Below are 22,748 nucleotides of genomic sequence, written 5' to 3' on the forward strand. Positions count from 1 at the left end.
TGGTCGAGGTGCGGCTGCGTGACAGCCGCGGAGTGAGAGTGCATGCGTGTGGTCGACGCTACGCCAGCGGGCGCGCGGGACGGGTGGCTTCCTCCGGACGGGCCACCCGGCCGCCTCCGGGACGCCGTACGGCGGAAACTGTCGGGTGTGAGCCTCCGGAAACCGTCAGATGCGAGCCTCCGGGAACTGTCAGGTACGAGCCTCCGGGAACTGTCAGGTGCGAGTCTTCGGGAACTGTCAGGTGTGAGCCTCCGGTCCCGCACCTGCCGCGCCGCCCGTGTCCGGCGCGCCGCTCACCCCGCCTCCGCCGCGCACATCCGCTGCCACGCCGTCCCAGCGCGCTCTGCGCATGTCGAGGCGCGGCAGGCTCCCCTCGGCCGTGCGGTGCGCCTCCCGCAGCGGGGTGCTCTCCGCGCGGTACTCCGCGAGGGCCCGCAGTTCGTGTCCCGGCAGCAGCACGCCGTCCGACCGGACCACGCGCCACCACGGCACCGCGCTTCCGTAGAGCGCCATCACCCGGCCCACCTGACGGGGACCGCCCTCCTCCAGCCACTCGGCGACGTCTCCGTAGGTCATCACCCGCCCCGGAGGGATGCGCTCCGCCACGTCCAGGACCCGTTCCGCGTACTCCGGCAGCTCCGGTGCCGGTCGGCTCTCCTCGCTCATCCTGACCATCCTGCCGCATGGCACCGACACCGCGGCTGCCTCCCGGCAGAGGGTGCGACGGGGCGCCCGACACGGGACGAAGCGGCAAATCGTGACCGTATCGCGCCCCCGGATAGCCCCCTGATGCCCCCCGCCATCAGCGGGGCATGCCACCATCGTGCGGGCGGTGACTGGTGATACGAGATCAAGAAGAGGCTACGGAGCAGCAGGGCGTGCATTCCGACAAGACGGCAGGCACCCCTGCGGACCCGGCACGCCCCGGCACCGGTGAGCCCCCGCTGAAGCCGGACGACGACCGGCCGCCGCAGCCGGAGACCACCGGGGAGCGGTCCGAGCCGGAAGCCGACCGACCCGACGCGGACACGGACCGACGCGACGCGGACAGGGACCGACCCGCCCCGGACGCCGACCGACCCGAGCCGGACACGGCTCGCACCGACCCCGCCCCCGAGCCTGGCGCCGACCTCACGGCCCCCGGCGAAGCCACTCCCGCCCCCTGCGGCGACGAAGAAGAGGACGCGCACTCCGAACGCGTGGAGGGCGACGAACCCCTCCTCCCCGCGCGCGTGCACCGCCCCTCCGACCTCATGCGGCTGCTCGTCGGCATCCTGGCGATCGCCGTGCTGCTCGCGATCTCCGCGTTCGCCCACGGCACCACGTCGGGCCTGGAACAGGACATCAACGCGGGCACGGGTGAGCCACCGGACCTGCTGATGAAGCTGGCGGGACTCACCGCGAGCATCGGGGTGCTGCTCGTCCCGGTGGCGTTCGCCATCGAGCGCCTGATCAAGAGGGACGGCCTGCGCATCGCCGACGGCGTGCTCGCCGCCGTCCTCGCGCACGGCGTGACACTGGCCACCGACCTGTGGGTCGCCAAAGCCGCGCCCGGATCCATCCAGGACGCGCTCACCCAGCCGTCGCCCGGCGACGTCAACTCGCTCACCGACCCCGTGCACGGCTACCTCGCGCCGGTCATCGCGTACATGACCGCGGTGGGCATGTCCCGCAGGCCGCGCTGGCGTGTCGTCCTGCTCGTGGTGCTGCTGCTCGAAGCCTTCACCATGCTGGTCTCGGGCAACACCACACCGTTCTCGATCATCCTGACGGTCCTCATCGGCTGGTCCGTGGCCTACGGCACGCTGTACGCCGTGGGCTCGCCGAATGTGCGGCCCACCGGCCAGACGCTGCTCGCGGGCCTGCGGCACGTCGGCTTCCGACCGGTGAGCGCGGCCCGCGAGGACACCGGTGAGGCGTCCGACCAGAGCACCGACCGCGGTCGGCGGTACTTCGTGACGCTGGAGGAAGGACCACCCCTCGACGTCACGGTCATCGACCGCGAACAGCAGGCGCAGGGGTTCTTCTACCGCGTGTGGCGCAGGCTCACGCTGCGCGGCATCACCCAGTGCCGCAGCCTCCAGTCGCTGCGCCAGGCCCTCGAACAGGAGGCCCTGCTCGCGTACGCGGCCATCGCCGCGGGGGCGAACGCGCCGAAGCTGATCGCCACCTCCGAGCTCGGCCCGGACGCCGTGATCCTCGTCTACGAGCACACGGGCGGCCGTTCCCTGGACTCGCTGCCGGACACGGCGCTCACCGACGACCTGCTCCGCGACACCTGGCGGCAGGTCAGGGCACTCCAGTCGCGGCGCATCGCGCACCGCAGGCTGGCCGGGGACGCGATCCTGGTGGATCGTTCCGGCACGGTCATCCTGACCGACCTGCGCGGCGGTGAGATCGCGGCCGGCGACCTCGTCCTGCGCATGGACATCGCCCAGCTCCTGACGGCGTTCGGCCTGCGTGTCGGCGCCGAGCGGGCCGTCGCCACCGCGGTGGACGTCCTCGGCCCCGACGCCGTCGCGGACTGCATGCCGCTGCTCCAGCCGATCGCCCTGACCCGCTCCACCCGCGGCACGCTGCGCAAGCGGGCCCGTGAGCGCGCCGAGCGGGAGCGCGAGGCGGTCCTGGAGGCGTCCCGGAGCGCGAAGCTCGCGCGCGCGGAGGCGGACGAGGAGACCGACGGCGCCTCCGAAGAGGCGGCCGTGGTCGCCGCACGCAAGGCCGACCGGGCGGAGAAGCAGGCCGAGAAGCAGGCCATGGACGAAGCGCTCGAACAGGCGCGCGAGGAGGACCTGCTCACGCAGATCCGCCACCAGGTGCTCCTGATCCGGCCCACGGCACCCGTGGAACCCGCGCAGCTGGAGCGGATCAGGCCACGCACCCTGATCAGCTTCATCGCCGGTGCCTTCGGGGCCTACTTCCTGCTGTCCCAGCTGACGCACGTCGAGTTCGGCACCATCTTCGGAGAGGCCGAATGGGGCTGGGTCGCCGCGGCCGTGGCGTTCTCGGCGCTGAGCTACTTCGCCGCCGCCATGAGCCTGCTCGGCTTCGTACCGGAGCGGGTGCCGTTCCTGCGGGCCGTGTCCGCACAGGTCGCCGGGTCGTTCGTGAAGATCGTGGCACCGGCGGCGGTGGGCGGTGTCGCGCTGAACACCCGCTTCCTCCAGCGCTCGGGCGTGCGCTCCGGGCTCGCGGTGGCGAGCGTCGGCGCCTCCCAGCTCTTCGGCCTCGGCTCGCACATCCTGCTCCTGCTGGTGTTCGGCTATGTCACGGGTACGCAGAAGACCCCGACCCTGACGCCGTCGAGGACGGTCATCGCGGGCCTGCTCACGGTCGCGGTCCTCGTCCTGGTGGTGACCGCCATCCCGTTCCTGCGCAAATTCGTCGTCACGCGCGTGCGGTCGCTGTTCGCCGGTGTCGTGCCGCGCATGCTCGACGTCCTCCAGCGGCCGCAGAAGCTGCTCACCGGCATCGGCGGCATGCTGCTCCTGACGTTCCTGTTCGTGCTGTGCCTCGACGCCTCGGTGCGGGCCTTCGCGAGCGAGGAGATGGGCACGCTGAGCCTGGCAAGCGTCGCCGTGGTCTTCCTCGCGGGCAACGCCCTCGGCTCCGCGGCACCCACGCCGGGCGGCGTCGGCGCGGTGGAGGCGACGCTGACGCTCGGCCTGATCGCGGTGGGCGTGCCGAAGGACGTGGCGGCGCCCGCTGTGCTCCTGTACCGGCTCCTCACGCTGTGGCTGCCGGTGCTCCCCGGCTGGCTGTTCTTCAACCACCTCACCCGTAAGGGGCTGTTGTAGGAGCGCCCTGACGGCCCCCGCCGCAGGATGGAGCCATGCCCAAGCTCCCGCCGCGCGCCAAGGCCCTGGCCGCCACCGCCGCCCTGCTGACCGCCGCGCTCACGGCCTGCGGGGACTCCGGCTCCCGCGCGGGCGAGGACGGGGCGTCGGCGGACCAGAAGCTCAGCTGGAAGGACTGCCCGGCGCCGTCCGCCGCGGAGGGCGGGGGCGACGCCCCGTCTCCGTTGCCCGGCGGCGCCGAGTGGCAGTGCGCCACCATGAAGGCACCGCGCGACTGGGACGAGCCCAAAGGCGACACCCTGGACATCGCGCTGATCCGCGCCCGGACGAGCGACCGGGACAGGCGCATCGGCTCGCTCGTCTTCAACTTCGGCGGCCCCGGCGGCTCCGGCGTGACCTCGCTGCCCGCGTTCGGCTCGGACTACGCGAAGCTGCGCACCCGCTACGACCTGGTGAGCTTCGATCCGCGCGGGGTGGGCCGCAGCGAGGCCGTGGAGTGCGAGGACGACGAGCAGCTCGACGCGTACTACCAGCAGGACGCGACGCCCGACGACGGCGCCGAGCGGACGAAGCTCATCGACAACGTCAAGAAGTTCAACGAGGCGTGCGAGAAGAACTCCAAGAAGGTGCTCCCCCATGTGCGCACCACGGACGCGGCCCGCGACATGGACCTGATGCGGCAGGTGCTCGGCGACGACAAGCTGTACTACTTCGGCATCTCCTACGGCACGGAACTGGGGGGCGTGTACGCGCACTTGTTCCCGAAGAAGGTGGGCCGCGCGGTCTTCGACGCCGTCGTCGACCCGACGCAGACACCGGAGCAGGGTTCGCTCGGGCAGGCGAGAGGGTTTCAGCGAGCGCTCGACAACTTCGCGAAGGACTGCGTCTCGAAGGCGGAGGACTGCCCCGTCGGCGACAGCGCACAGGACGTGAAGAAGCGCATCGCGGGTCTTCTGGAGGACCTCGACAGGAAGCCGCTGCCCGGTCTGCCGCCGCGCGAGCTGACACAGACGGCGGCGACGAACGGCATCGCCCAGGCCCTGTACTCCCAGGACTTCTGGCCGTATCTGACGCAGGGCCTCGAGGACGCCTACGACGGTGACGGCAAGATCCTCATGGTCCTCTCCGACTCGATGAACGGACGCAACGAGGACGGCGAGTACAGCAACATCCAGGCCGCCAACGTCGCCATCAACTGCGCCGACGACAGACCCCGTTACACGCCCGACGACGTCGAGGCGAAGCTGCCCGAGTTCCGCGAGGCATCCCCGCTCTTCGGCGACTACCTCGCGTGGGGCATGGTCAACTGCACCGACTGGGCCGTCGAAGGCGCCGCCGACCGCCCCGACGTGCGCGCCCCCGGAGCGGCACCCGTCCTCGTCATCGGCAACACCGGCGACCCGGCCACGCCCTACGAGGGCGCACGCAAGATGGCCGACTCCCTCGGTGCGGGCGTCGGCGTCGAGCTCACGTACAAGGGCCAGGGGCACGGGGCGTACGACAGCGAGAACACCTGCGTACGCGGAGCCGTGGACGGATACCTGCTGGAGGGCACGGTGCCGAGGAGGGGCACCGTCTGCGCCTGAGCGGGGACCGCCCGCGCCGTGTGCGCGCTCCGCCCGCCCGAACCGTTGTCAGTGGCCGTGCCTACTATGGGCTGACTGTCTTGTGAGGGGGGAAGCGTCATGCCGCGTTTCGTACGGTCCGCAGCTCTGGCCGCCGCCGGGGTCCTGGTGGCCGGGCTCGCCGTCGGATGCGGGGGCTCCTCGGACGACGACAAGGACGACGCGAAGCGGCCCGGGCCCTCGGGGGCCGACCCGGCGCCGCGGCCCGACCCCTCGTCCACCCTGCCCGCCTCCCTCACGTCGCAGAAGCTCGACTGGGGGCGCTGCGAGGCCTCGGGCGAGGACGCGGCGCCGGGCGACACCTGGCAGTGCACGACGCTCAAGGTCCCGCTCGACTACGCGAAGCCCGACGGGGAGACGATCGGCATCGCGCTGATCCGCGCCAGGTCCACCGGCAAGGGCGACCGCATCGGCTCGCTCCTGTTCAACTTCGGCGGCCCGGGCGGCTCCGGCGTCTCCATGCTCCCGTCCTTCGGCGACCAGTACGCCAAGCTGCGTGAGCGCTACGACCTGGTGAGCTTCGACCCGCGCGGGGTCGCGGCCAGCGAGGGCGTGCGCTGCCGCAGCGACAAGCAGACCCAGGCGGCGGAGAACACCGACCCCACCCCGGACACCCCGGCCGAGGAACGCGCGTATCTCAAGGACGCCGCGGACTTCGGCGCCGGCTGCGCGCGCAGTGCGAAGAAGCTGCTCCCGCACCTCTCCACGGCGGAGGCCGCCCGCGACATGGACGTGCTGCGCCAGGTACTCGGCGACAGCAAGCTGCACTACTTCGGCATCTCCTACGGCACCGAACTCGGCGGGACGTACGCCCACTTGTTCCCCAAGAAGGTCGGCCGCCTCACGCTCGACGCCGTGGTGGACCCGACAACGGGAGCCGTGGGCCACGCCGAGAACCAGGCCAGGGGCTTCCAGCGCGCCCTGGAGAACTACCTGAAGGCCAACGGCCAGGAACCGAAGGCAGGCACGAAGAAGATCGTCGACCTGCTGCGCCGCATCGACGCCGAGCCGCTGCGCACGGACACCCCCGGGCGGAAGCTCAGCGAGTCCCTGGCGACGACCGGCATAACGGTCACGCTGTACAGCAAGCAGACCTGGCCCGCCCTGACCAACGCCCTGGAGGAGGCCGAGAAGGGCGACGGTACGGCCCTGCTCGAGCTGGCCGACGCGTACAACGAACGCGACGCCTCCGGGCGTTACAGCACCCAGAGCCACTCACAGCGCGCGATCGCCTGCCGCGACACCAAGGAGCGGCCGACGCCCGCGCAGGCCAAGGCGGGGCTCGACCGCTTCCGTGAGATATCGCCGGTGTTCGGCACGTTCATGGGCTGGGACACGGCGGGCTGGTGCCACAACTGGCCGGTCGAGGGGCTCCATGACTCCCCGGAGGTGAGCGCCCCCGGCGCCGCTCCGATCCTCGTCGTCGGCAACACCGGCGACCCGGCCACGCCGTACGAGGGCGCGCGGAAGATGGCGGACGAGCTGGGCAAGGGCGTCGGTGTGCACCTGACCTGGAAGGGCGAGGGCCACGGGGCGTACGGCAATGGCAGCGACTGCGTCGACGACGCGGTGAACGGCTATCTCCTGGACGGCAAGGTCCCCGGGGACAACAAGGTCTGCGAGTCCTGAGCACCGGCCCGGCCGGGGAGTTCTGCCCCGGACCGGCCCCGGCCCCGGGGCGCCGCAGGCCTCGGAGTGCCGAAGGTCCCGCAGTGCCGAAGGCCCCGCCCACCGGAAGGTGAGCGGGGCCAAGGGAAGCATCGAGCCTCGGGGAAGCCGCGTGCGGGAGCCGCAGGCCGCGGAGCCGCGGAGCCGCGTCTAGTAGACCGGCTTCTCCGGCTCGATCTGGTGGACCCAGCCGATCACTCCGCCGCCGACGTGCACGGCGTCCGCGAAGCCCGCGGACTTGAGCACGGCGAGGACCTCCGCACTGCGGACACCTGTCTTGCAGTGCAAGACGATCTTCTTGTCCTGCGGAAGCGACTCCAGGGCGGTGCCCATGAGGAACTCGTTCTTCGGGATCAGCTTGGCGCCCGGGATGGAGACGATCTCGTACTCGTTCAGCTCGCGGACGTCGATGATCTCGATCTTCTCGTCGGCGTCGATCCACTCCTTGAGCTGCTTGGGAGTGATCGTCGAACCGGCCGCCGCCTCCTGGGCCTCTTCGGAGACGACGCCGCAGAAGGCCTCGTAGTCGATGAGCTCGGTGACGGTGGGGTTCTCGCCGCAGACGGCGCAGTCCGGGTCCTTGCGGACCTTGACCTGGCGGTACTGCATCTCCAGGGCGTCGTAGATCATCAGGCGGCCGACGAGCGGCTCGCCGATGCCCGCGAGGAGCTTGATGGCCTCGTTGACCTGGATGGAGCCGATGGACGCGCACAGCACGCCGAGCACGCCGCCCTCGGCGCAGGACGGCACCATGCCGGGCGGCGGGGGCTCGGGGTACAGGCAGCGGTAGCACGGCCCGTGCTCGGACCAGAACACCGAGGCCTGGCCGTCGAAGCGGTAGATGGAGCCCCACACGTAGGGCTTGTCGAGCAGCACGCACGCGTCGTTGACCAGGTAGCGCGTGGCGAAGTTGTCCGTGCCGTCGACGATCAGGTCGTACTGGCTGAAGATGTCCATCACGTTGTCGGCCTCGAGCCGCTCCTGGTGAAGGACCACGTTCACGTACGGGTTGATGCCGAGGACCGAGTCCTTGGCGGACTCGGCCTTGGAACGGCCGATGTCGGCCTGGCTGTGGATGATCTGGCGTTGCAGGTTCGACTCGTCGACCTCGTCGAACTCCACGATGCCGAGGGTGCCGACGCCCGCCGCCGCCAGGTACATCAACGCCGGCGACCCCAGGCCGCCGGCGCCCACACAGAGCACCTTGGCGTTCTTCAGCCGCTTCTGCCCGTCCATCCCGACGTCCGGGATGATCAGGTGGCGGGAGTACCTGCGGACCTCGTCGACGGTGAGCTCAGATGCTGGCTCGACCAGGGGTGGCAGCGACACGGGGACTCCGTTGGTCGAAAGTGCGATCGAAGTCCCCCGGTCCGGGCAGCGCCGGACCGGGGGACGCTTGTTCTCCTGGTAACACTGCCACGGCCTCCTTCATTCCGAGACACCTGGTCCGATGCGCGAGACGATTTCGTCCCAGTAACCGGGCAGGGACTCCCACGGGTCGACCGTGGGGCCGCTGTCGGTGCGGTCGGTGCCGTCGGTGCGGTCGGTGAAGTAGATCGTGGACGCGCCTTGCCAGCGGGCCACGCGCAGGGCCTCGTCGAGGTGGCCGAGCGGCACGCCGTGGACGAGGTGGCAGAAGCGTTCGGGCGGATGGTCGGCGGTCCACTCGGCCACCTGCGACCAGCGGTACCGGTTCCAGGGACCGGCGAAGGTCACCAACTGGTCGGCGGCGTCCGCGTATCCGGGGCAGGGGTGGGAGCCGTGGCCGAGGACGATGTGACCGTCGCCGGGCGCGCCCCCGAGCAGCGCGCGCAACGTGCTCACCGTGCGCACGACCTCCGGCAGGTCGGTGCGCCCGGTGGGGCAGCGGCCGAGGAAGAACCCGTCGACGAGATACCAGTCGAGGTAGCGGGTGGCGTCGGAGACGAGTTCACCGCAGGAGCGGGCGCCGTACGTCAGGTCGAGCCGCCCGAGGACACGGACCCCGGCGTTCCGCAGCCGCCCGACGGCCTCCAGGCAGTGCTGGTCGGGGCGGCCGCCCGGACCGTGGTGGACATTCAGGACGACCCAGTGCAGCGGGGTCCCCGGGCGGGTGAGTTCGGCCCATTCGGTGGTGGCGAGCAGGGGGTGCGCGAAGCCGGGCACGCCGAACCCGACGCGCAGGCCGGTCCTCGCGGCGCCCGTGGCCGCGCTGCTCAGATGCGGCATGCCGCCTCCATCCAGATGTCGGCCAGGGACTCCTCGAGGTTGATGCGGGGCCGCCAGCCGAGCCGGTCGCGCGCGGTGCGCACGTCGGCCTGCTGCCAGCTGCCGCAGCCGTCCGGGTACGGGTAGGCGGTCGGCGCCACGTGGTCGGGGTCGGGGCGGGGGTGGCCGATGACGGGCCGCCCCGCGGGTTGGTCGAGTTCGTGCAGGGCGCCGCCGTAGCCGGCGACACGGGCGAGGACGGCCGCCGCGTCCCGCAGCCGCACGGCACGCCCCGAGCCGATGTTGACGACGCCCTGGGCAGCCGACAGCGAGGCGGCGTGCACGGCGCGGGCGATGTCGCGTACGTCGATGAAGTCCCGTTGGACGCCGAGTCCGCCGAGTTTGAGCTCGCCGTCGCCTGCCTGCATGGCGCGCCGCATGGCCTCGGCGAGCCGGCCGAGCGGCGAGCCCGCGGGGGTGCCGGGTCCTGCGGGTGAGAACACCCGCAGGACGACGGCGTCGAGGCCGGAGCCGAGGACGAGTTCGGTGGCGGCGAGCTTGCTGACGCCGTACGGGCCGCCGGGGCGGGGTACGGCGTCCTCGGCCGTGGACGATCCCGGCTGGCTCGGGCCGTACTCGGCGCCGCAGCCGAGCTGCACCAGGCGGGCACCGCAGCCGCTGCGGCGCAGGGCCTCGCAGATGGTGGCGACGGCGACGGTGTTGTGCCGGGTGAGGTCGCGGGCACCGCCGCGGGTGGCGCCGGCGCAGTTGATGACGACGCCCGGGTGCACGGCGTCCAGGAAGCGGGTGAGCGCCCCGGGACTGCCGTTCGCGAGGTCGAACCGTACGTCGGAGTCGTCGCCCCGTCCGAGGGCGGTGAGCTGCACCGCCGGGTCGGCGAGCAGCCGGTCCGCGACGAACCGGCCGAGGTATCCGTTGGCTCCGATCAGCAGCACCCTCATCGGGCGGCTCCTGGGACACTCGCTCGGAGGCTGGGGGTGGTCATCTGCGTTTCTCCTTCAGGATGTTGCCGTGTTCGAGGAAGGGACGGACGGAGCGGGAAGGTCCCCGCCGGGCTCGGCGGGCTCGGCGGACGCACGGGGCGGCACGGCGGGGGCCGGGGCGTGAAGGTGTCTGAGGGCGGCCCGCGCCGCCGCACCCGGGCGTGCACGGCGCCCGGGGTCGCGCAGCGGCGCCACGCACGCCTGCGCGAGCGCCCGCGGATTGCGCGGCGGCACCACGAGACCGGTGCCACCGATGATCTCCACTACCGCGCCGACGCCCGTCGGGACCGTCGCGCGTCCGCAGAGCATCGCGGGGCGCTCGCGCTCACCGACCTCGCCGGAGCGGCTCGAAGGCGGGCCCGGAGGGACCGTGCGCGGCTCGGTCCGGTCCGCGCCGCACCGTTCCTGCCAGCGGCGCGCGTGCGCGTTGCCCGAGGTCGCGTACGCGTTGCCCGAGGTCGCGTGCGCGTTGCCCGAGGTGATGACGGTGGCCTGCCGGTACCGCTCGTTGGCGAGCCTGGCCTGGATGGCCTCGATCAGCGCACGCACGGGCACCGCGAGCCCCGGCTCACCACCGGCACCGGCCTGCGCGTCCGCGCCCGCTCCGCCACACGCACCCGCACCCGCACCCGCACCCGCACCCGCACAAGGAACAGCACAAGGCCCAGCACCAAGCAGGTCAAGCACCCCGGCGGCGCGCGCGGCCCTACGTGCGCCCGGCGCGCGACCCTGCACGCGGCGGCCCTGCACGCGGCAAGCCTTCTCCAGGGCCCACCCAGCGACTTCGGACCGCAGCGAGCCCGCCGGGCCACCGGCGTCACGGGGCAGGACACGTGCCAACTTGGCGAGCCCGTACAGCGAACTGCCGAAACGGTCCGCCAACTCGTCGGAGCCGACCCCGGAGCCCAGCCCGAATCCTGAGCGGATGCCGAACCCCCGCGCCCCCCGCCGCCCGCTCCGGCCCAGCGGGTACACATCGCACTCGCGCTCCCCGAGCCCGCGCACGAGCCGGTCGCACCGGAGCACGGACGCACCGCCCCCATACGGATGGCCACCCTCCGTAAGCAATCCTGTGCGCACGTGTGCACCCCCGTTCTCCCCTGTGGGGAGCCGCCGTCGGGTCGGCGGCTCGCAGCGGGACGAAGGTATGCGGACATGGCGGTGGCGCGACGGACGGTTGTCCATCGCGCCACCAGAAGGGGTGAAGCGCCGTAACTTCTGGGTGTAGGTAGCGTTCCGTCGCGCTATGGCGGGGTCAGGTCAGGACGATAGTGGTAGAAAAGCCGCATTTCCTCCCAAGCCGTCACACCCGTATGTACGGAACGTCACGCTGCGGCCAGCTCCTTGCCGGCGGCGCCGCCGCCTTCGCGCACCGCGTGCGCACCGGCCGCGCGCGCCGCGCGCCGCTCCGCGGCGACCGCCGGATCCAGGGCGGGCACCGCGGCGAGCAGTTGCCGGGTGTACGGGTCCTGGGGAGATCCGTACACCTCGTCCACCGATCCCTGTTCGACGATCCGCCCGTTCCGCATCACCGCGACCCGGTCGCTGACCTGGCGGACCACCGCCAGGTCGTGCGCGACGAAGACCAGGGCGAGCCCGAGTTCCCGTTGCAGCTCGGCGAGGAGGGCCGTGACCTGCGCCTGGGTGGTGACGTCGAGGGCGGAGACCGGTTCGTCGCAGACGATGAGCCGCGGGTCGGCGGCGAGCGCGCGGGCGATGCCGACGCGCTGGCGCTGGCCACCGCTGAACTCGTGCGGGTAGCGGTCGTAGTGGGCGGCGTCCAGGCCGACGCGCGCCATCAGGTCGCGCACCCGGGTCCGGATCGCGTCCTCGTCGCGGTCGCCCCGCGCCCGCAGCGGATCGGCGATCGACTCGCCGACGGAACGCCGCGGGTTGAGCGAGGAGACGGGGTCCTGGAACACCATCTGCACCCCCGGCACCACGCCCTTGCCGGACTTCTCCGCACCCCCGTGGCGGAGCTGCCCGGACGTCGGCTCCAGGAGGCCCACGAGCATCCGGCCGAGGGTCGTCTTGCCGCTGCCGCTCTCACCGACGACACCGAGCGTCTCGCCCGCGCGCACCGTGAGCGAGACCCCGTCGACGGCGGCGAAGGCCCGCCTGCCGCGGCCGAACACACGCCGCAGCCCCTCGGCCTCGACGACGACGGCACCCGCCGCTCCCCCCGCGTCACCGGGCTCCGAGCGCCCCCCGCGCGCCCCGTCCACCCGCGGCACCGCGCTCAGCAGCTCCCTGGTGTACGCCTCCCGCGGGGCCCCGAGCACCTGGACGACGCCTCCGCGCTCCACCACGCGCCCGTCCCGCATGACGAGCACGTCGTCCACGCTCTCCGCGGCGACGCCGACGTCGTGGGTGACCAGGAGCAGGCCCATGCCGGTCTCCTCGCGCAGCGCGTGCAGCAGGTCGAGGATCTGGGCCTGCACGGTGACGTCGAGGGCGGTCGTGGGTTCGTCGGCGACGAGGAGGTCCGGCTCGCAGGCCAGCGCCATGGCGATCAGGGCGCGCTGGCGCATGCCGCCGCTGAACTCGTGCGGCCGCGAGCGGGCGCGGCGGGCGGCGTCCGGGATCCCGACCCGGCCGAGCACGTCGACGGCGCGGGCGCGGGCCGCCCGCCGCGAGGCGCCGGAGTGCGCGCGGTAGACCTCGGCGATCTGGTCGCCCACGGCGAAGTAGGGGTCGAGCGCGGACAGCGGGTCCTGGAAGACCATGGCGGCGACCCCGCCGCGCAGCCGCCGCAGTGCGTCGTCCCCGGCCGTCGCCACGTCCACGCCGCCGACCCGCACGGACCCCGTCACCCGGGCGCCGGTGTCCCGGTGCAGACCGAGCAGGGCGGCGGCGACGGTCGACTTGCCGGAGCCCGACTCGCCGACGAGGCCGAGCGCGGCGCCCGGCGCCAGCGTGAAGGAGACCGAGTCCACCGCGCGTACGGCACCGAACCCGACACTCAGGTCCTCGACTTGTACGAGGCTCATGACAGCACCACCCGTCGGTCGGCCACCGCGTACAGGACGTCCGCGACGGTGTTGGCGAGTACCACGAAGAAGCCGGTGACGAGGACCATGCCGACGACCACCGGCAGGTCGACGACCCGTACGGCCTGTACGAGTTCGCGCCCGAGGCCGGGCAGGCCGAACAGCGTCTCGGTGAGCATGGCGCCGCCGAACATCGACCCGAAGTCGTTGGCGCTGAGCGCGATGACGGGGGCGAGCGCGCCGCGCAGGGCGTGTCTGCCGACGATGGAGCGCTCGCGGACACCGTACGCGCGGAAGGTCCGCACATGGTCGTCGGCGAGCGTCTCCAGCATCGACGAGCGCGTGAGGCGGGCGTACTTGGCGGCCTCGATGAGAGCGAGCGACACCCAGGGCAGGAGCAGGTTCCACGCCCACTGCTGCGGGTCGTCGGTGAACGGCACGTACTGCGGGAACGGCAGCCATTGCAGCTTGCCGCAGATGAGGATCATCAGGAGCAGGCCGATGACGAACACGGGCGTGGCCGTACCGGCGAGGGTCACCGCGGTCAGGACGCGCTCGGTGGCGCGGCCGCGGCGCCAGGCGGACAGCACACCGGTGCCGACGCCGAGGATCAGCCACAGCACCATGGCGCCGATCGCGAGCGAGCCGGTGACGGGCAGCTTGTTCAGGATCAGGTCGGTGACCTGCTGGTCGGTCTGGTACGACAGGCCGAGGCAGGGCGCGTCGCAGTGCAGCACGCCGGTACCGGTCGAGTAGTCCTGGCCGACGAGAAGGCCGCGCAGGAAGTCCAGGTAGCGCACGTGGATCGGGTCGTCCAGCTTGAGCTGCTCGGAGACCTGCTGCACCTGCGCGGGCGAGCAGCGCGGGCCGCAGGTGATCTGCGCGACGTCGCCGGGCGCGATGTAGAAGACGGCGTAGATGACGACGGAGAGCACGAGGAGGGTGACGACGGCGCCGAGGATCCGGCGCAGGACGAAGCCGGTGAAGCCGCCGCCGAGCAGGCCGCCGAGCCCGCGGGTGAGCGCGCGGTCGATGGCGCGGGGCTGCACGGCGGCAGGGGTGGTCGTGGTCATGAGCCGTCCTCCCGCTTGCGGCGGGTGCCGATGCGCAGCCGGGAGGCCGCCCGCGGGTCGAGCGCGGTGCGCACGCCGTCACCGAGGACGGTGAGCGCGAGCACGGTCACGAACAGCGCGGCGGCGGGCAGCAGCAGGTACTGCGGTGCTGCCTGGTACCAGACGTCGGCCGACGTGAGCATCTGGCCCCAGGACGCGGTGGGCGGTTTGACGCCGACGCCGAGGAAGGACAGGGCCGCCTCGACGGTGATGTTGGTGGGGACGAGCAGCGCGGCGTACGTGATGACGGGCGCGGCGAGCGCGGGCAGCAGCTCGCGGCGGGCGATGCGGACGCCGCCCCAGCCGCTGAGCCGGGCCGCGGCCACATGGTCGAGCGACTTCAGCGAGATGGTCCGTGCGCGCACCACCTTTGCCACGCCGCCCCAGCCCACGAACCCGATGACGAGGGCGACGAGCACCGGCCGCGGGAAGCCGCCCGGCACCACGGCGAGCAGCGCGAGCGCGAGGACCATCAGGGGCAGCGCCACCATCACGTCGGTGGCGCGGCTGAGCGCCTGGTCGAGCCAGCGGCCGCCGAGACCGCCGACGAGCCCCACGGTGACGCCGATCGCGACCTGGAGGAGGGTCGCCGCGAGGGCGACACCGAGGGACACGCGGGCGCCGTACACGAGCCGTGCGAACAGGTCCCGGCCGGTCTGCGGTTCGACGCCGAGCCAGTGCTCGGAGCTGATCCCGCCGAGCGGCCCGACGGGCACCCCGCCACGTGCGGAGTCCACGAGCCCGGGGTGGTACGAGGTGGGGTCCTGGCCTTCGATGGCTGTGAACAGGGGCGCGGCGAGCGCCACCAGGACGAGCAGGGCGACGACTGCCGCCGCGACGAGGGCGGCGCGCTGCGTGCGCAGCCGCCGCCAGAACTGACGGGCTCCGGAGACGGGGGCGGGCGCCGTGGCGGCGCCCACCCCCTGGGTCTCCGAGGCCAACAGGGCCTCAGTCATGACAGGTTGACCCGACCGGCCCTACTTGACCGCGACCTGGGAGACGTCGAGGACGCCCGTCCAGTCACTGATCACGACGTTCTTGACGTCCTTGCCGTACAGGCGCTTGTAGACGGGGTGGAACAGCGGCACGTTGAGGGCCTTGGCGCCGATCTTCTTGTCAAGAGCCCCCCACCTCTTGGCGGCCTCGTCGTGATCGGTCAACTTGTTGATCGAGTCAATCTCCGCATTGATCGTCTTGTCATTGTGGAAGCTGGAGTTGAAGTTGTATCCATCATTGACGATCTGTCGGCCGTCGAAGATCGGTGAGAGGAACGGTCCGCCGGAGGGCCAGTCGGCGCCCCAGTGGGCGAGGAACAGACCGGGCTCGTCCTTGGCGTCGTGGACCTTGTCCTCGTAGTCGTTGTCCTCGAGGCCCTGGAGCTTGACGGTGAAACCGGCCTTCTTCAGGGCGTCCTGGAGGGCCGTGGCGATCTCGGGTCCCGTCTCGAAGTTCTTGGCGTTGGAGTGGGTGAGCGTGATGGTCGGGCCGTCCTTGTGGCCGGCGGCCTTCAGGAGCTCCCTGGCCTTGTCCGGGTTGCCGGACGCGCCCGCGGGGAAGTGGTCGAACTTCGTGTACCCGAAGGGCTTCTGGTTCGGCAGGAACGTGGTGGCGGGCTCGGCGAGCGAGGACCCGCCCGCGGCGTTGACGACCGAGGTGCGGTCGACGGCGTAAGCGATGGCCTTGCGGACCTGGGGGTCGTTGAACGGCTTCACCTTCGGGTTGAAGGCGAGGTAGTTGGTGTAGCCGAAGTGGCCGGTGCCGACCTGCGCGGCGAGCTTCTTGTCGCCGCTGACCTTGGCGAGTTCGGCGGGCCCGAGATTGGTGTCGGTGGTGACGGCGGCGGCGTCGGCGCCCTGGCTCGCGGAGAGCCGCTGGTTGACGACGGACGAGTTGAGGCCCGACCGTACGTCGATCCTGTCCGGGTACGCCTTGCGCTCGGCGTCCGTCGCCGCGGACCAGTGCGGGTTGCGCTCCAGTTGCAGCCGCTCGCCGTCGTTCGTGTTCTTGACGACCTTGTACGGGCCGGTCGAGGCCGGGTGCTCCTCGTACTTGGTGCCCTTGTCCTTGGCCTTCGGCACGGGGGCGAACGACGTCTGCGTGGCCACGTAGTCGAAGTCGCCGACGGGCTTGTTCAGCCGGAAGACGATCGTGCGGTCGTCCGGGGTCTCCACGGAGTCCAGGCCCTTCTTGTCCTTGTAGGGGCCCTGGTACTTGTCGCCGCCGATGAGCCAGTCCCGCAGGAAGGGCGCGCCGCCGGACAGTTCGGCGGCGAAGGAACGCTCGATGCCGTACTTGATGTCCTTGGTCGTGACCGGTGTGCCGTCCTCGAACTTGAGGCCCTTCTTCAGGGTGTACGTCCACACCGTGGCGTTCTCGCTGGGCTTGCCGAGGCTCTCGGCGAGGTCCGGGACGACCTTGGCGCCAGCGGCGCCGTCCTCGCGGTTGCGGGTGGTCAGGGTGCGGAAGACGAGGCTCGGCACGTTGCCGCCGCCGGAGGTGTACAGGCGCGCCGGGTCGAAGTCGCTCTGGGGTTCCCTGTTGAGGACCGTGAGGGTGCCGCCCTTGCGGGGCTTGCCGTCGCCGCCCGCCTCGCTCTTGTCCTCGGGACCCGCGCAGGCGGCGGCGCCCGCGGCCAGGACGACCAGGGCGGCGGACGCCGCAGCCGTGCGGCGGGATATGACGGACGTGGGACGACGCAGACGGCGCATCGGAGTGCCTCTCGGAAAGCGAAAGAAGGCGAATCGGGACGGGACTCGCCGGAATCAATGGAATGACTCGACTGAACGGCTCGACGGAACAGTTCGACAGCTCAGCTCGACTGAACGGATGTGCTGAACGGATTCGCTGAACAGACTTGCTGTACGGATCTGCCGAATGGATCGGCTGAGTGGCTCAGCGAAACAATTCGGCCGGACAGTTCAGCCGGACAGTTCAGCGAAATGGTTCAACCGAACCGGAAACGCCCGCCCCGGGGCACGCACACCTGCCGCGGTCGCGGACCTGCCGACGGCCGCGCCGACTGCACCGCACAAGCGGTCAGGGCGTACGGCACGGAAAAGCACAGGTAAGAGAGACAGCAGCGTACGGAAAAGACGCGACGCACTCGCCGGGGCGGGCGTCAGCGACAGTGAATGTCGGCCACGCAGAGCGCGGTCACGCCGAACAGCGCCAGCTCAAGGGCGGCGCTCACGGAGGCGTGACGGCTCGACATGCGGAGAAATATGGTCGATGACGCGCGGAATGTCAACGCGGGATCCGGTTCGTCCCCCGCGTTCAGCTTCCGTTCCCTCGGCTCAACTCTGGCTCAACTCTTCGGGAAGGACCAGGGGTTGGCCTTGCAGCGAATGCCGTCGTGGTTCAGGAACTTCGTCTGCTGCTGCATGACGGGCGCGAGCTCGCCGTCACGACGGCAGTCCACGTGGCCGTAGCCGAGCCGGTGGCCGACCTCGTGGTTGATCAGCATCTGCCGGTACGGGTGGATGCGGTCGCCATAGGTCCGAGCGCCCTGGGCCCACCGGTAAGCGTTGATCATCACCCGGTCGGTGGCGGCGGAGTCGCACGACACATTCTGTTCCCAGGTGTCGAGGCCGGATTTGGCGCACCATGCCGCCGTCGTTCCCGGGCTGGCCAGCGTGATGACGAAATCGGGGTGACCCGACGAGATCCGCTCGAAGGTCCTGGCACCGCCGTGTGCCCAGCTCCGGTCGTCGTTCAGGGTCTTCTGCACGGCATCCGCGAAGAGTCCGCCGTCGAGGGCCATGCCTTTCTCCACGTCGACGCGGTATCTGAACTTCTGCCCCTTGCCCGGCGCCTTGGCGAATCCGCGGACCGCGTCGAAGTCGCCGGACGCGGTGAGTTTCGCGTCCAGCGGATACTTCTTGCCCATTTTCTCGTCGTACGTGGCCGGGGCGGCCGGCGGGGGCGTGGGGTCGGAGGGCGCGGGACGGTTGTCCGAGCGGGACGCCTCGGAGTCCTGGCCGTCGCGGTTGCCGCCCTGCTCGGCCGCCCGGGTGGGCGATCCGTCGCCCTTGGCGCCGTCGGCGACCTGACCGGCCACGACGACGGCGAGGAGGGTGGTGACAGCCGCGGCGGCGATGCCCGTGACGGTGCGGCCGCGGCTCCTCCCGCGGCCCGGCGCGGCGCCGGGGTCGCCGTCTCCGGCGGGTTCCTGGTCGCCGTCACCGCCGTCACCGTCGCCGGTGCCGTCGCGGCCGCCGCCGTCGGAGCCGCCCGAGTCCCAGGTGGTCACGGACGCGTACGGGTCGCGGTGGCGCGGCGTGCGCGGCGCGGTCTTCGTACCGGCGGCGAACACGTCGTCGACGTCGCTGTCGAAGCCCTCGTCGAAGCCGTCCTCGAGGTCGTCGTCATGGACGTCGATCATCTCGTCGGCCCCGAAGGCGTCGACGTAGTCCTGCCGGGGGCCCCGCGCCCGAGTCCCGCGTCCCTGGGGTGGCACCCCGTAGCCGGTCCCGGCACCGGCCCCGCGGGCCGCTCCCCCGACCTCGCCCCAGCCGCCCCCCGGCTCACGCTGCTCCGGATGCCCGCCGCGCACCTGGGGGGTGCCGCCGGGCGGGGTGTGCTGGGGGGTGCCGTGCGGGGGCGTGTGCGCAGGCTTGGGCTGGGGGACGCCGTGGGGCGGCGTGTGCGCAGGCTTGTGCCGGGGCACGCCGTGCGGGGGCGTCGTCGTGGTCGGCGGAGCCACCCGGGGCACCCCGTGCGGGGGCGTCGTCGTGGTCGGCGGGGCCGCCTGGGGCACCCCGTGCGGGGGCGTGCCGTCGTCCCCGCCGCGCCTGCGGCGGCCGGAACCGGGTGTGGGGCCCTCGACCTGGGCCTTCGGTGCGCCACTCTGTATGCCGGAGGTGCTGGTGGTGTCCGAGGTCTCGGCCGGATCCCGGCGGCTATGACGTCCCACGCCGCGCCTCAGCTCCTCGAACCCGAATCGTGGTGGTCCTTCATCACATCGCCACGATCGCGCACACCATGTGTCTCACTCAACTCAACAGCACCGGTCAACTCACCCGAATCGGCCAGTAGTTCACGAATGGCGGAAGCGACCGTCTCCGGATACTCCATCATCGCCACGTGCCCGGCGTCGGGCAGCGTGAGGAGCCGCGAGTCGCGGAAGGCCGCCGAGGCCCGGCGCGCCTTGCGGTACGACACCAGCAGGTCGCGTCCGCCGTACACGAGCAGCGTGGGCGCGAGGACCCGCTCCGCCTGCCGCCACAGTCCGTGCTGGCCGCCGAGGGTGTAGGCGTTCACGATGCCGCGCGCGGAGCGGGCCATCGCGTCCCAGAAGTAGGGCAGCGCGAGCCGCCGCTCCATCTCGTGGACCGCGGCGCCGAAACCTTCCGGCGTGACCCGCCCGGGGTCGCCGTAACAGAGCCCGAGCACACCGCGCACCCGCTGCTCGGCCGTCCACTGCTTGGTGAGCCGGGTGAACAGGGCGGCGACCCCGGGCAGCGCGAGCAGCCCGGTCGGCACCGCCGAGCGCTGCACCCGCAGCTCGGGCAGGGCGGGCGAGATCAGCGTCAGCGTACGCACCAGGTCGGGCCGGACCGCGGCGACGCGCGTCGACACGGCACCGCCCAGCGAATTGGCCACCAGGTGCACGGGCCCGCGGCCCCGGGAGTCGAGGAGCCGGATGACCGCGCGCGCGTGCCCGGTCACCGAGTAGTCGCCGTCGTCCGGCGGCGGTGAGTCGCCGAAGCCCGGCAGGTCCACGGCCGCGCAGTCCACGACGTCCTCGAGCAGCGGCATCAGCGCCGTCCAGTTCTGCGAGGACCCGCCGAGCCCGTGCACGAACAGCGCGGGGGGCAGACCGGGGCGCACCGAGGGGCGCGAGCGCACGGTCAGGGTGAGTCCGGGCAGGGCGACCGAGTCGAGTCGCTCGCCCTTCGCGACGGCGACGGCCCCCGGCTTGGGGACCACGGCGGCCAGTGCGCCGGGCAACTCGGACGAAGACATGCGGGCAATGTTACGAGACGATCACGCGCGGGATCACGTGTTCGGCATCACAGGTCCCCTATGGATCGCGTGGCGGCCCACACGGGTCTTCCCTAGGCTCGGAGGTGATCGAGGCAACCACCGCACCACCGGGAATCCGGTCGCACCCCGGGCGCGGCGCCAGGCATGAGAGCCAGTCCCCGGGAAACCCCAGGAGAGCGGGACACAGCAAGCAGACCCAGGGAAGAGAGCCGAGGAGCCCACATGAGCGTCGATCCGACCGACCCCGACACCTTCACGGCCGACGAGCTTTCGGCGCGGGAGCCCGGTCCTGAGACTCCGGAGGCGGACTCCGCCGAGCAGCACACCGAGCTCACCCCCCAGCGGGACGACTCCCTCCAGTCGCTCAACGACGCGGACCAGAACGCCGCCGACGAGGCCGACCTCGCCGAACAGGCACGCGTGGTGTCCCTGGACGAGGACGACTACCGCTGACGGCAGGACCACGACACGCTCGCGCCCGGCCGTGTTCGCCCGGCTACGCAGGGCGGCGGGACGTGCCAGTGGCATCCAGTCCGTGAAATTCTGCGCTCGCACCGCACACATCGCAGTTACCGAAAAGTACGATGGCGACGCGGCGCACACCGCAGCACTAGGACGACTTCGGGAGGCGGCGTGACAGCCATCGAGCAGACAGAGGCGGCGCGCCCGCGGGGCACACGCCTGCCGCGCCGTGCCCGGCGCAACCAACTTCTGGGCGCGGCCCAGGAGGTGTTCGTCGCCCAGGGGTACCACTCGGCGGCCATGGACGACATCGCGGAACGCGCGGGCGTCAGCAAGCCGGTGCTCTACCAGCACTTCCCCGGCAAGCTCGACCTCTATCTCGCGCTGCTCGACCAGCACTGCGAGAACCTGCTGCAAGCGGTGCGCGCGGCGCTCGCGTCGACGACCGACAACAAGCTGCGCGTCGCGGCCACGATGGATGCCTACTTCGGGTACGTGGAGGACGACGGCGGAGCGTTCCGGCTCGTCTTCGAGTCGGACCTGACGAACGAGCCCGCGGTCCGCGAGCGCGTGGACAAGGTCACCCTGGAGTGTGCGGAGGCGATCTGCGAGGTGATCGCGGAGGACACCGGCCTCTCCCGGTCCGAGTCGATGCTCCTGGCCTCCGGGCTCGGCGGCCTCGCCCAGGTCGTCGCGCGCTACTGGCTGCACAGCGACGGCGGTGTACCGCGCGAGAAGGCGGTGCAGCTCCTCACCTCGCTGGCGTGGCGCGGCATCGCCGGCTTCCCGCTGCACGGCACGGAAGGTCACTGACCGCGCGTTTGTTCCCACCGCGCACTCCGGCGTTGTTCGCTCCTGGCGTGCACGCCCGGCGCCGATCCTGTCCCCTCACCGGGCTAATCTGTGCTGGGTACGGCGCGGGCGCCCGCGCACATCACTGACCGTCGGAGGGACAAAGCGTGGAGGTCAAGATCGGCGTGCAGCACGCGCCGCGCGAGATCGTTCTGGAGAGCGGTCAGAGCGCCGAGGAGGTCGAGAGCGCGGTGTCCGAGGCTCTTTCGGGCAAGTCCCCGCTGCTGAGCCTGGAGGACGACCACGGCCGCAAGGTCCTGGTGCCCGCCGACCGCCTCGCCTATGTGGAGATCGGCGAGCCGACGCAGCGCAAGGTGGGCTTCGGCGCCCTGTAGGACCACGCGCGAGCACAGCACGACGACGGCCCGGAAGCAGCTGCTTCCGGGCCGTCGTCGTGCTGTGCGCCCGTGCGTCGGCGCGGATGCGGTTCCGTCCGCGTACGACGACACGTGGCCGCGTACGACGACACGTTGCCGCGTAGCACGGCATGTGGCCGCGTACGAGCGTGTCGACCGGGCACCAGGTGCTGGAGGGTTGTATTCCGACAGCCGGGGGTAAGACCGGCTACGACCGATTTGCACCTGGCCACGAGGGAGGGAACACACCGTGATCCTCGAAGCACTCGGCTCCGCACTCATCGGCTTCGCCCTGGCCTGGGCGACGGCCCGCCGACTGCCGCACCGGCTTCCCGCGCGGACGCTCGTGCTGTCCACCGGCGTGGGCGGAGCACTGGTCGGCGCGTTCATCACACACATGGCACTCGGCCCCGGCCACCCGCCCGCGATCCTCCTGGGCGCCCTGGCCGTCTCGGCCGCCCTGCTCTCCCTGCTCCTGCGCCCGACCCACCGCCTGCACCGCCACCGCCAGGCCCCTGCGTAGGCCTGGCGGCCGCCATGAGCCCGTCCGACCCGAGCCAACTCACCCGCCGGGGCCAATCCAGCCCGTCCGGCGTTTGAGGACGAGCCCGCAGGGCGATAAACGGTCACTCCCACAAGCCCGGCCAGCCCACCGGCGGGTGCGAATCAGCCCGTCCGGCGCTTGAGGACGAGCCCGCAGGGCGACAGAC

Annotated in this window: 19 protein-coding genes; 7 read left to right on the forward strand and 12 right to left on the reverse strand. The window is 71.8% G+C overall.

The window, feature by feature from the left end; translation table 11 throughout:
• Window positions 1–237: 237 nt before the first annotated feature.
• The gene (locus tag ACH4DX_RS11445) at window positions 238–675 is read right to left on the reverse strand and encodes an MGMT family protein (protein ID WP_398154919.1); all 438 of its coding nucleotides are present in this window, start codon (window positions 673–675) and stop codon (window positions 238–240) included.
• 164 nt (window positions 676–839) lie between these two features.
• Here ACH4DX_RS11445 and ACH4DX_RS11450 point away from each other — a divergent pair, with 164 nt between their 5' ends.
• The 3 genes from ACH4DX_RS11450 to ACH4DX_RS11460 all read left to right on the forward strand — a co-directional run bounded on the left by ACH4DX_RS11450 (window position 840) and on the right by ACH4DX_RS11460 (window position 7,051).
• Window positions 840–3,797, forward strand: coding sequence for a lysylphosphatidylglycerol synthase domain-containing protein (locus tag ACH4DX_RS11450; protein ID WP_398154920.1), 2,958 nt, complete (start codon window positions 840–842; stop codon window positions 3,795–3,797).
• A gap of 35 nt (window positions 3,798–3,832) precedes the next feature.
• Complete coding sequence (locus ACH4DX_RS11455; protein ID WP_398154921.1) at window positions 3,833–5,383, forward strand: alpha/beta hydrolase; 1,551 nt, start codon at window positions 3,833–3,835, stop codon at window positions 5,381–5,383.
• A gap of 99 nt (window positions 5,384–5,482) precedes the next feature.
• Window positions 5,483–7,051: an alpha/beta hydrolase gene (locus ACH4DX_RS11460; RefSeq protein WP_398154922.1), complete on the forward strand. Its 1,569-nt coding sequence runs from the start codon at window positions 5,483–5,485 to the stop codon at window positions 7,049–7,051.
• A 189-nt stretch (window positions 7,052–7,240) separates the two neighbouring features.
• On the opposite strand, the gene moeZ is transcribed toward ACH4DX_RS11460, so the two are convergent.
• The 11 genes from moeZ to ACH4DX_RS11515 form a co-directional block, all read right to left on the reverse strand.
• Window positions 7,241–8,419, reverse strand: a complete 1,179-nt coding sequence (moeZ, locus tag ACH4DX_RS11465; RefSeq protein ID WP_398120362.1) for an adenylyltransferase/sulfurtransferase MoeZ — start codon at window positions 8,417–8,419, stop codon at window positions 7,241–7,243.
• A 99-nt stretch (window positions 8,420–8,518) separates the two neighbouring features.
• Window positions 8,519–9,298, reverse strand: coding sequence for a spherulation-specific family 4 protein (locus ACH4DX_RS11470; RefSeq protein ID WP_398154923.1), 780 nt, complete (start codon window positions 9,296–9,298; stop codon window positions 8,519–8,521).
• Window positions 9,286–10,239, reverse strand: a complete 954-nt coding sequence (locus ACH4DX_RS11475; protein WP_398120359.1) for an NAD-dependent epimerase/dehydratase family protein — start codon at window positions 10,237–10,239, stop codon at window positions 9,286–9,288. Before ACH4DX_RS11475 ends, ACH4DX_RS11470 begins: the two co-directional genes overlap by 13 nt.
• Before the next feature lie 57 nt (window positions 10,240–10,296).
• The gene (locus tag ACH4DX_RS11480) at window positions 10,297–10,836 is read right to left on the reverse strand and encodes a hypothetical protein (RefSeq protein WP_398154924.1); all 540 of its coding nucleotides are present in this window, start codon (window positions 10,834–10,836) and stop codon (window positions 10,297–10,299) included.
• 770 nt (window positions 10,837–11,606) lie between these two features.
• Window positions 11,607–13,271 carry a dipeptide ABC transporter ATP-binding protein gene (locus ACH4DX_RS11485; RefSeq protein ID WP_398154925.1) on the reverse strand — a complete coding sequence of 555 codons (1,665 nt, stop codon included), beginning with the start codon at window positions 13,269–13,271 and terminating at the stop codon, window positions 11,607–11,609.
• The gene (locus ACH4DX_RS11490) at window positions 13,268–14,344 is read right to left on the reverse strand and encodes an ABC transporter permease (protein ID WP_398154926.1); all 1,077 of its coding nucleotides are present in this window, start codon (window positions 14,342–14,344) and stop codon (window positions 13,268–13,270) included. Before ACH4DX_RS11490 ends, ACH4DX_RS11485 begins: the two co-directional genes overlap by 4 nt.
• Window positions 14,341–15,339, reverse strand: a complete 999-nt coding sequence (locus ACH4DX_RS11495) for an ABC transporter permease (RefSeq protein ID WP_398154927.1) — start codon at window positions 15,337–15,339, stop codon at window positions 14,341–14,343. The genes ACH4DX_RS11490 and ACH4DX_RS11495 overlap by 4 nt, the downstream gene beginning before the upstream one ends.
• Window positions 15,340–15,360: 21 nt before the next feature.
• A complete protein-coding gene (locus ACH4DX_RS11500) occupies window positions 15,361–17,091 on the reverse strand; it encodes an ABC transporter substrate-binding protein (protein WP_398154928.1) in 1,731 nt (576 codons plus the stop codon).
• 410 nt (window positions 17,092–17,501) lie between these two features.
• The gene (locus ACH4DX_RS11505; RefSeq protein ID WP_343040134.1) at window positions 17,502–17,594 is read right to left on the reverse strand and encodes an Ms4533A family Cys-rich leader peptide; all 93 of its coding nucleotides are present in this window, start codon (window positions 17,592–17,594) and stop codon (window positions 17,502–17,504) included.
• A gap of 93 nt (window positions 17,595–17,687) precedes the next feature.
• A complete protein-coding gene (locus ACH4DX_RS11510; RefSeq protein ID WP_398154929.1) occupies window positions 17,688–19,295 on the reverse strand; it encodes a DUF3152 domain-containing protein in 1,608 nt (535 codons plus the stop codon).
• Between the two features lie 8 nt (window positions 19,296–19,303).
• The gene (locus ACH4DX_RS11515) at window positions 19,304–20,347 is read right to left on the reverse strand and encodes an alpha/beta fold hydrolase (RefSeq protein ID WP_398154930.1); all 1,044 of its coding nucleotides are present in this window, start codon (window positions 20,345–20,347) and stop codon (window positions 19,304–19,306) included.
• A gap of 243 nt (window positions 20,348–20,590) precedes the next feature.
• Here ACH4DX_RS11515 and ACH4DX_RS11520 point away from each other — a divergent pair, with 243 nt between their 5' ends.
• From ACH4DX_RS11520 to ACH4DX_RS11535, 4 genes are all read left to right on the forward strand, one after another.
• Window positions 20,591–20,821: a hypothetical protein gene (locus ACH4DX_RS11520; RefSeq protein WP_398154931.1), complete on the forward strand. Its 231-nt coding sequence runs from the start codon at window positions 20,591–20,593 to the stop codon at window positions 20,819–20,821.
• Window positions 20,822–21,001: 180 nt separating this feature from the next.
• A complete protein-coding gene (locus tag ACH4DX_RS11525; protein WP_398120344.1) occupies window positions 21,002–21,643 on the forward strand; it encodes a TetR/AcrR family transcriptional regulator in 642 nt (213 codons plus the stop codon).
• Between the two features lie 146 nt (window positions 21,644–21,789).
• A complete protein-coding gene (locus tag ACH4DX_RS11530; protein WP_398120342.1) occupies window positions 21,790–22,017 on the forward strand; it encodes a DUF3107 domain-containing protein in 228 nt (75 codons plus the stop codon).
• Between the two features lie 271 nt (window positions 22,018–22,288).
• Window positions 22,289–22,561 (forward strand): hypothetical protein, encoded by a 273-nt coding sequence (locus ACH4DX_RS11535; RefSeq protein WP_398120340.1) that lies wholly within the window; start codon window positions 22,289–22,291, stop codon window positions 22,559–22,561.
• Window positions 22,562–22,748 lie beyond the last annotated feature (187 nt).

Origin of the sequence: Streptomyces sp. NPDC017940, assembly GCF_044328435.1 — a bacterium.
Classification (GTDB): Bacteria; Actinomycetota; Actinomycetes; order Streptomycetales; family Streptomycetaceae; genus Streptomyces.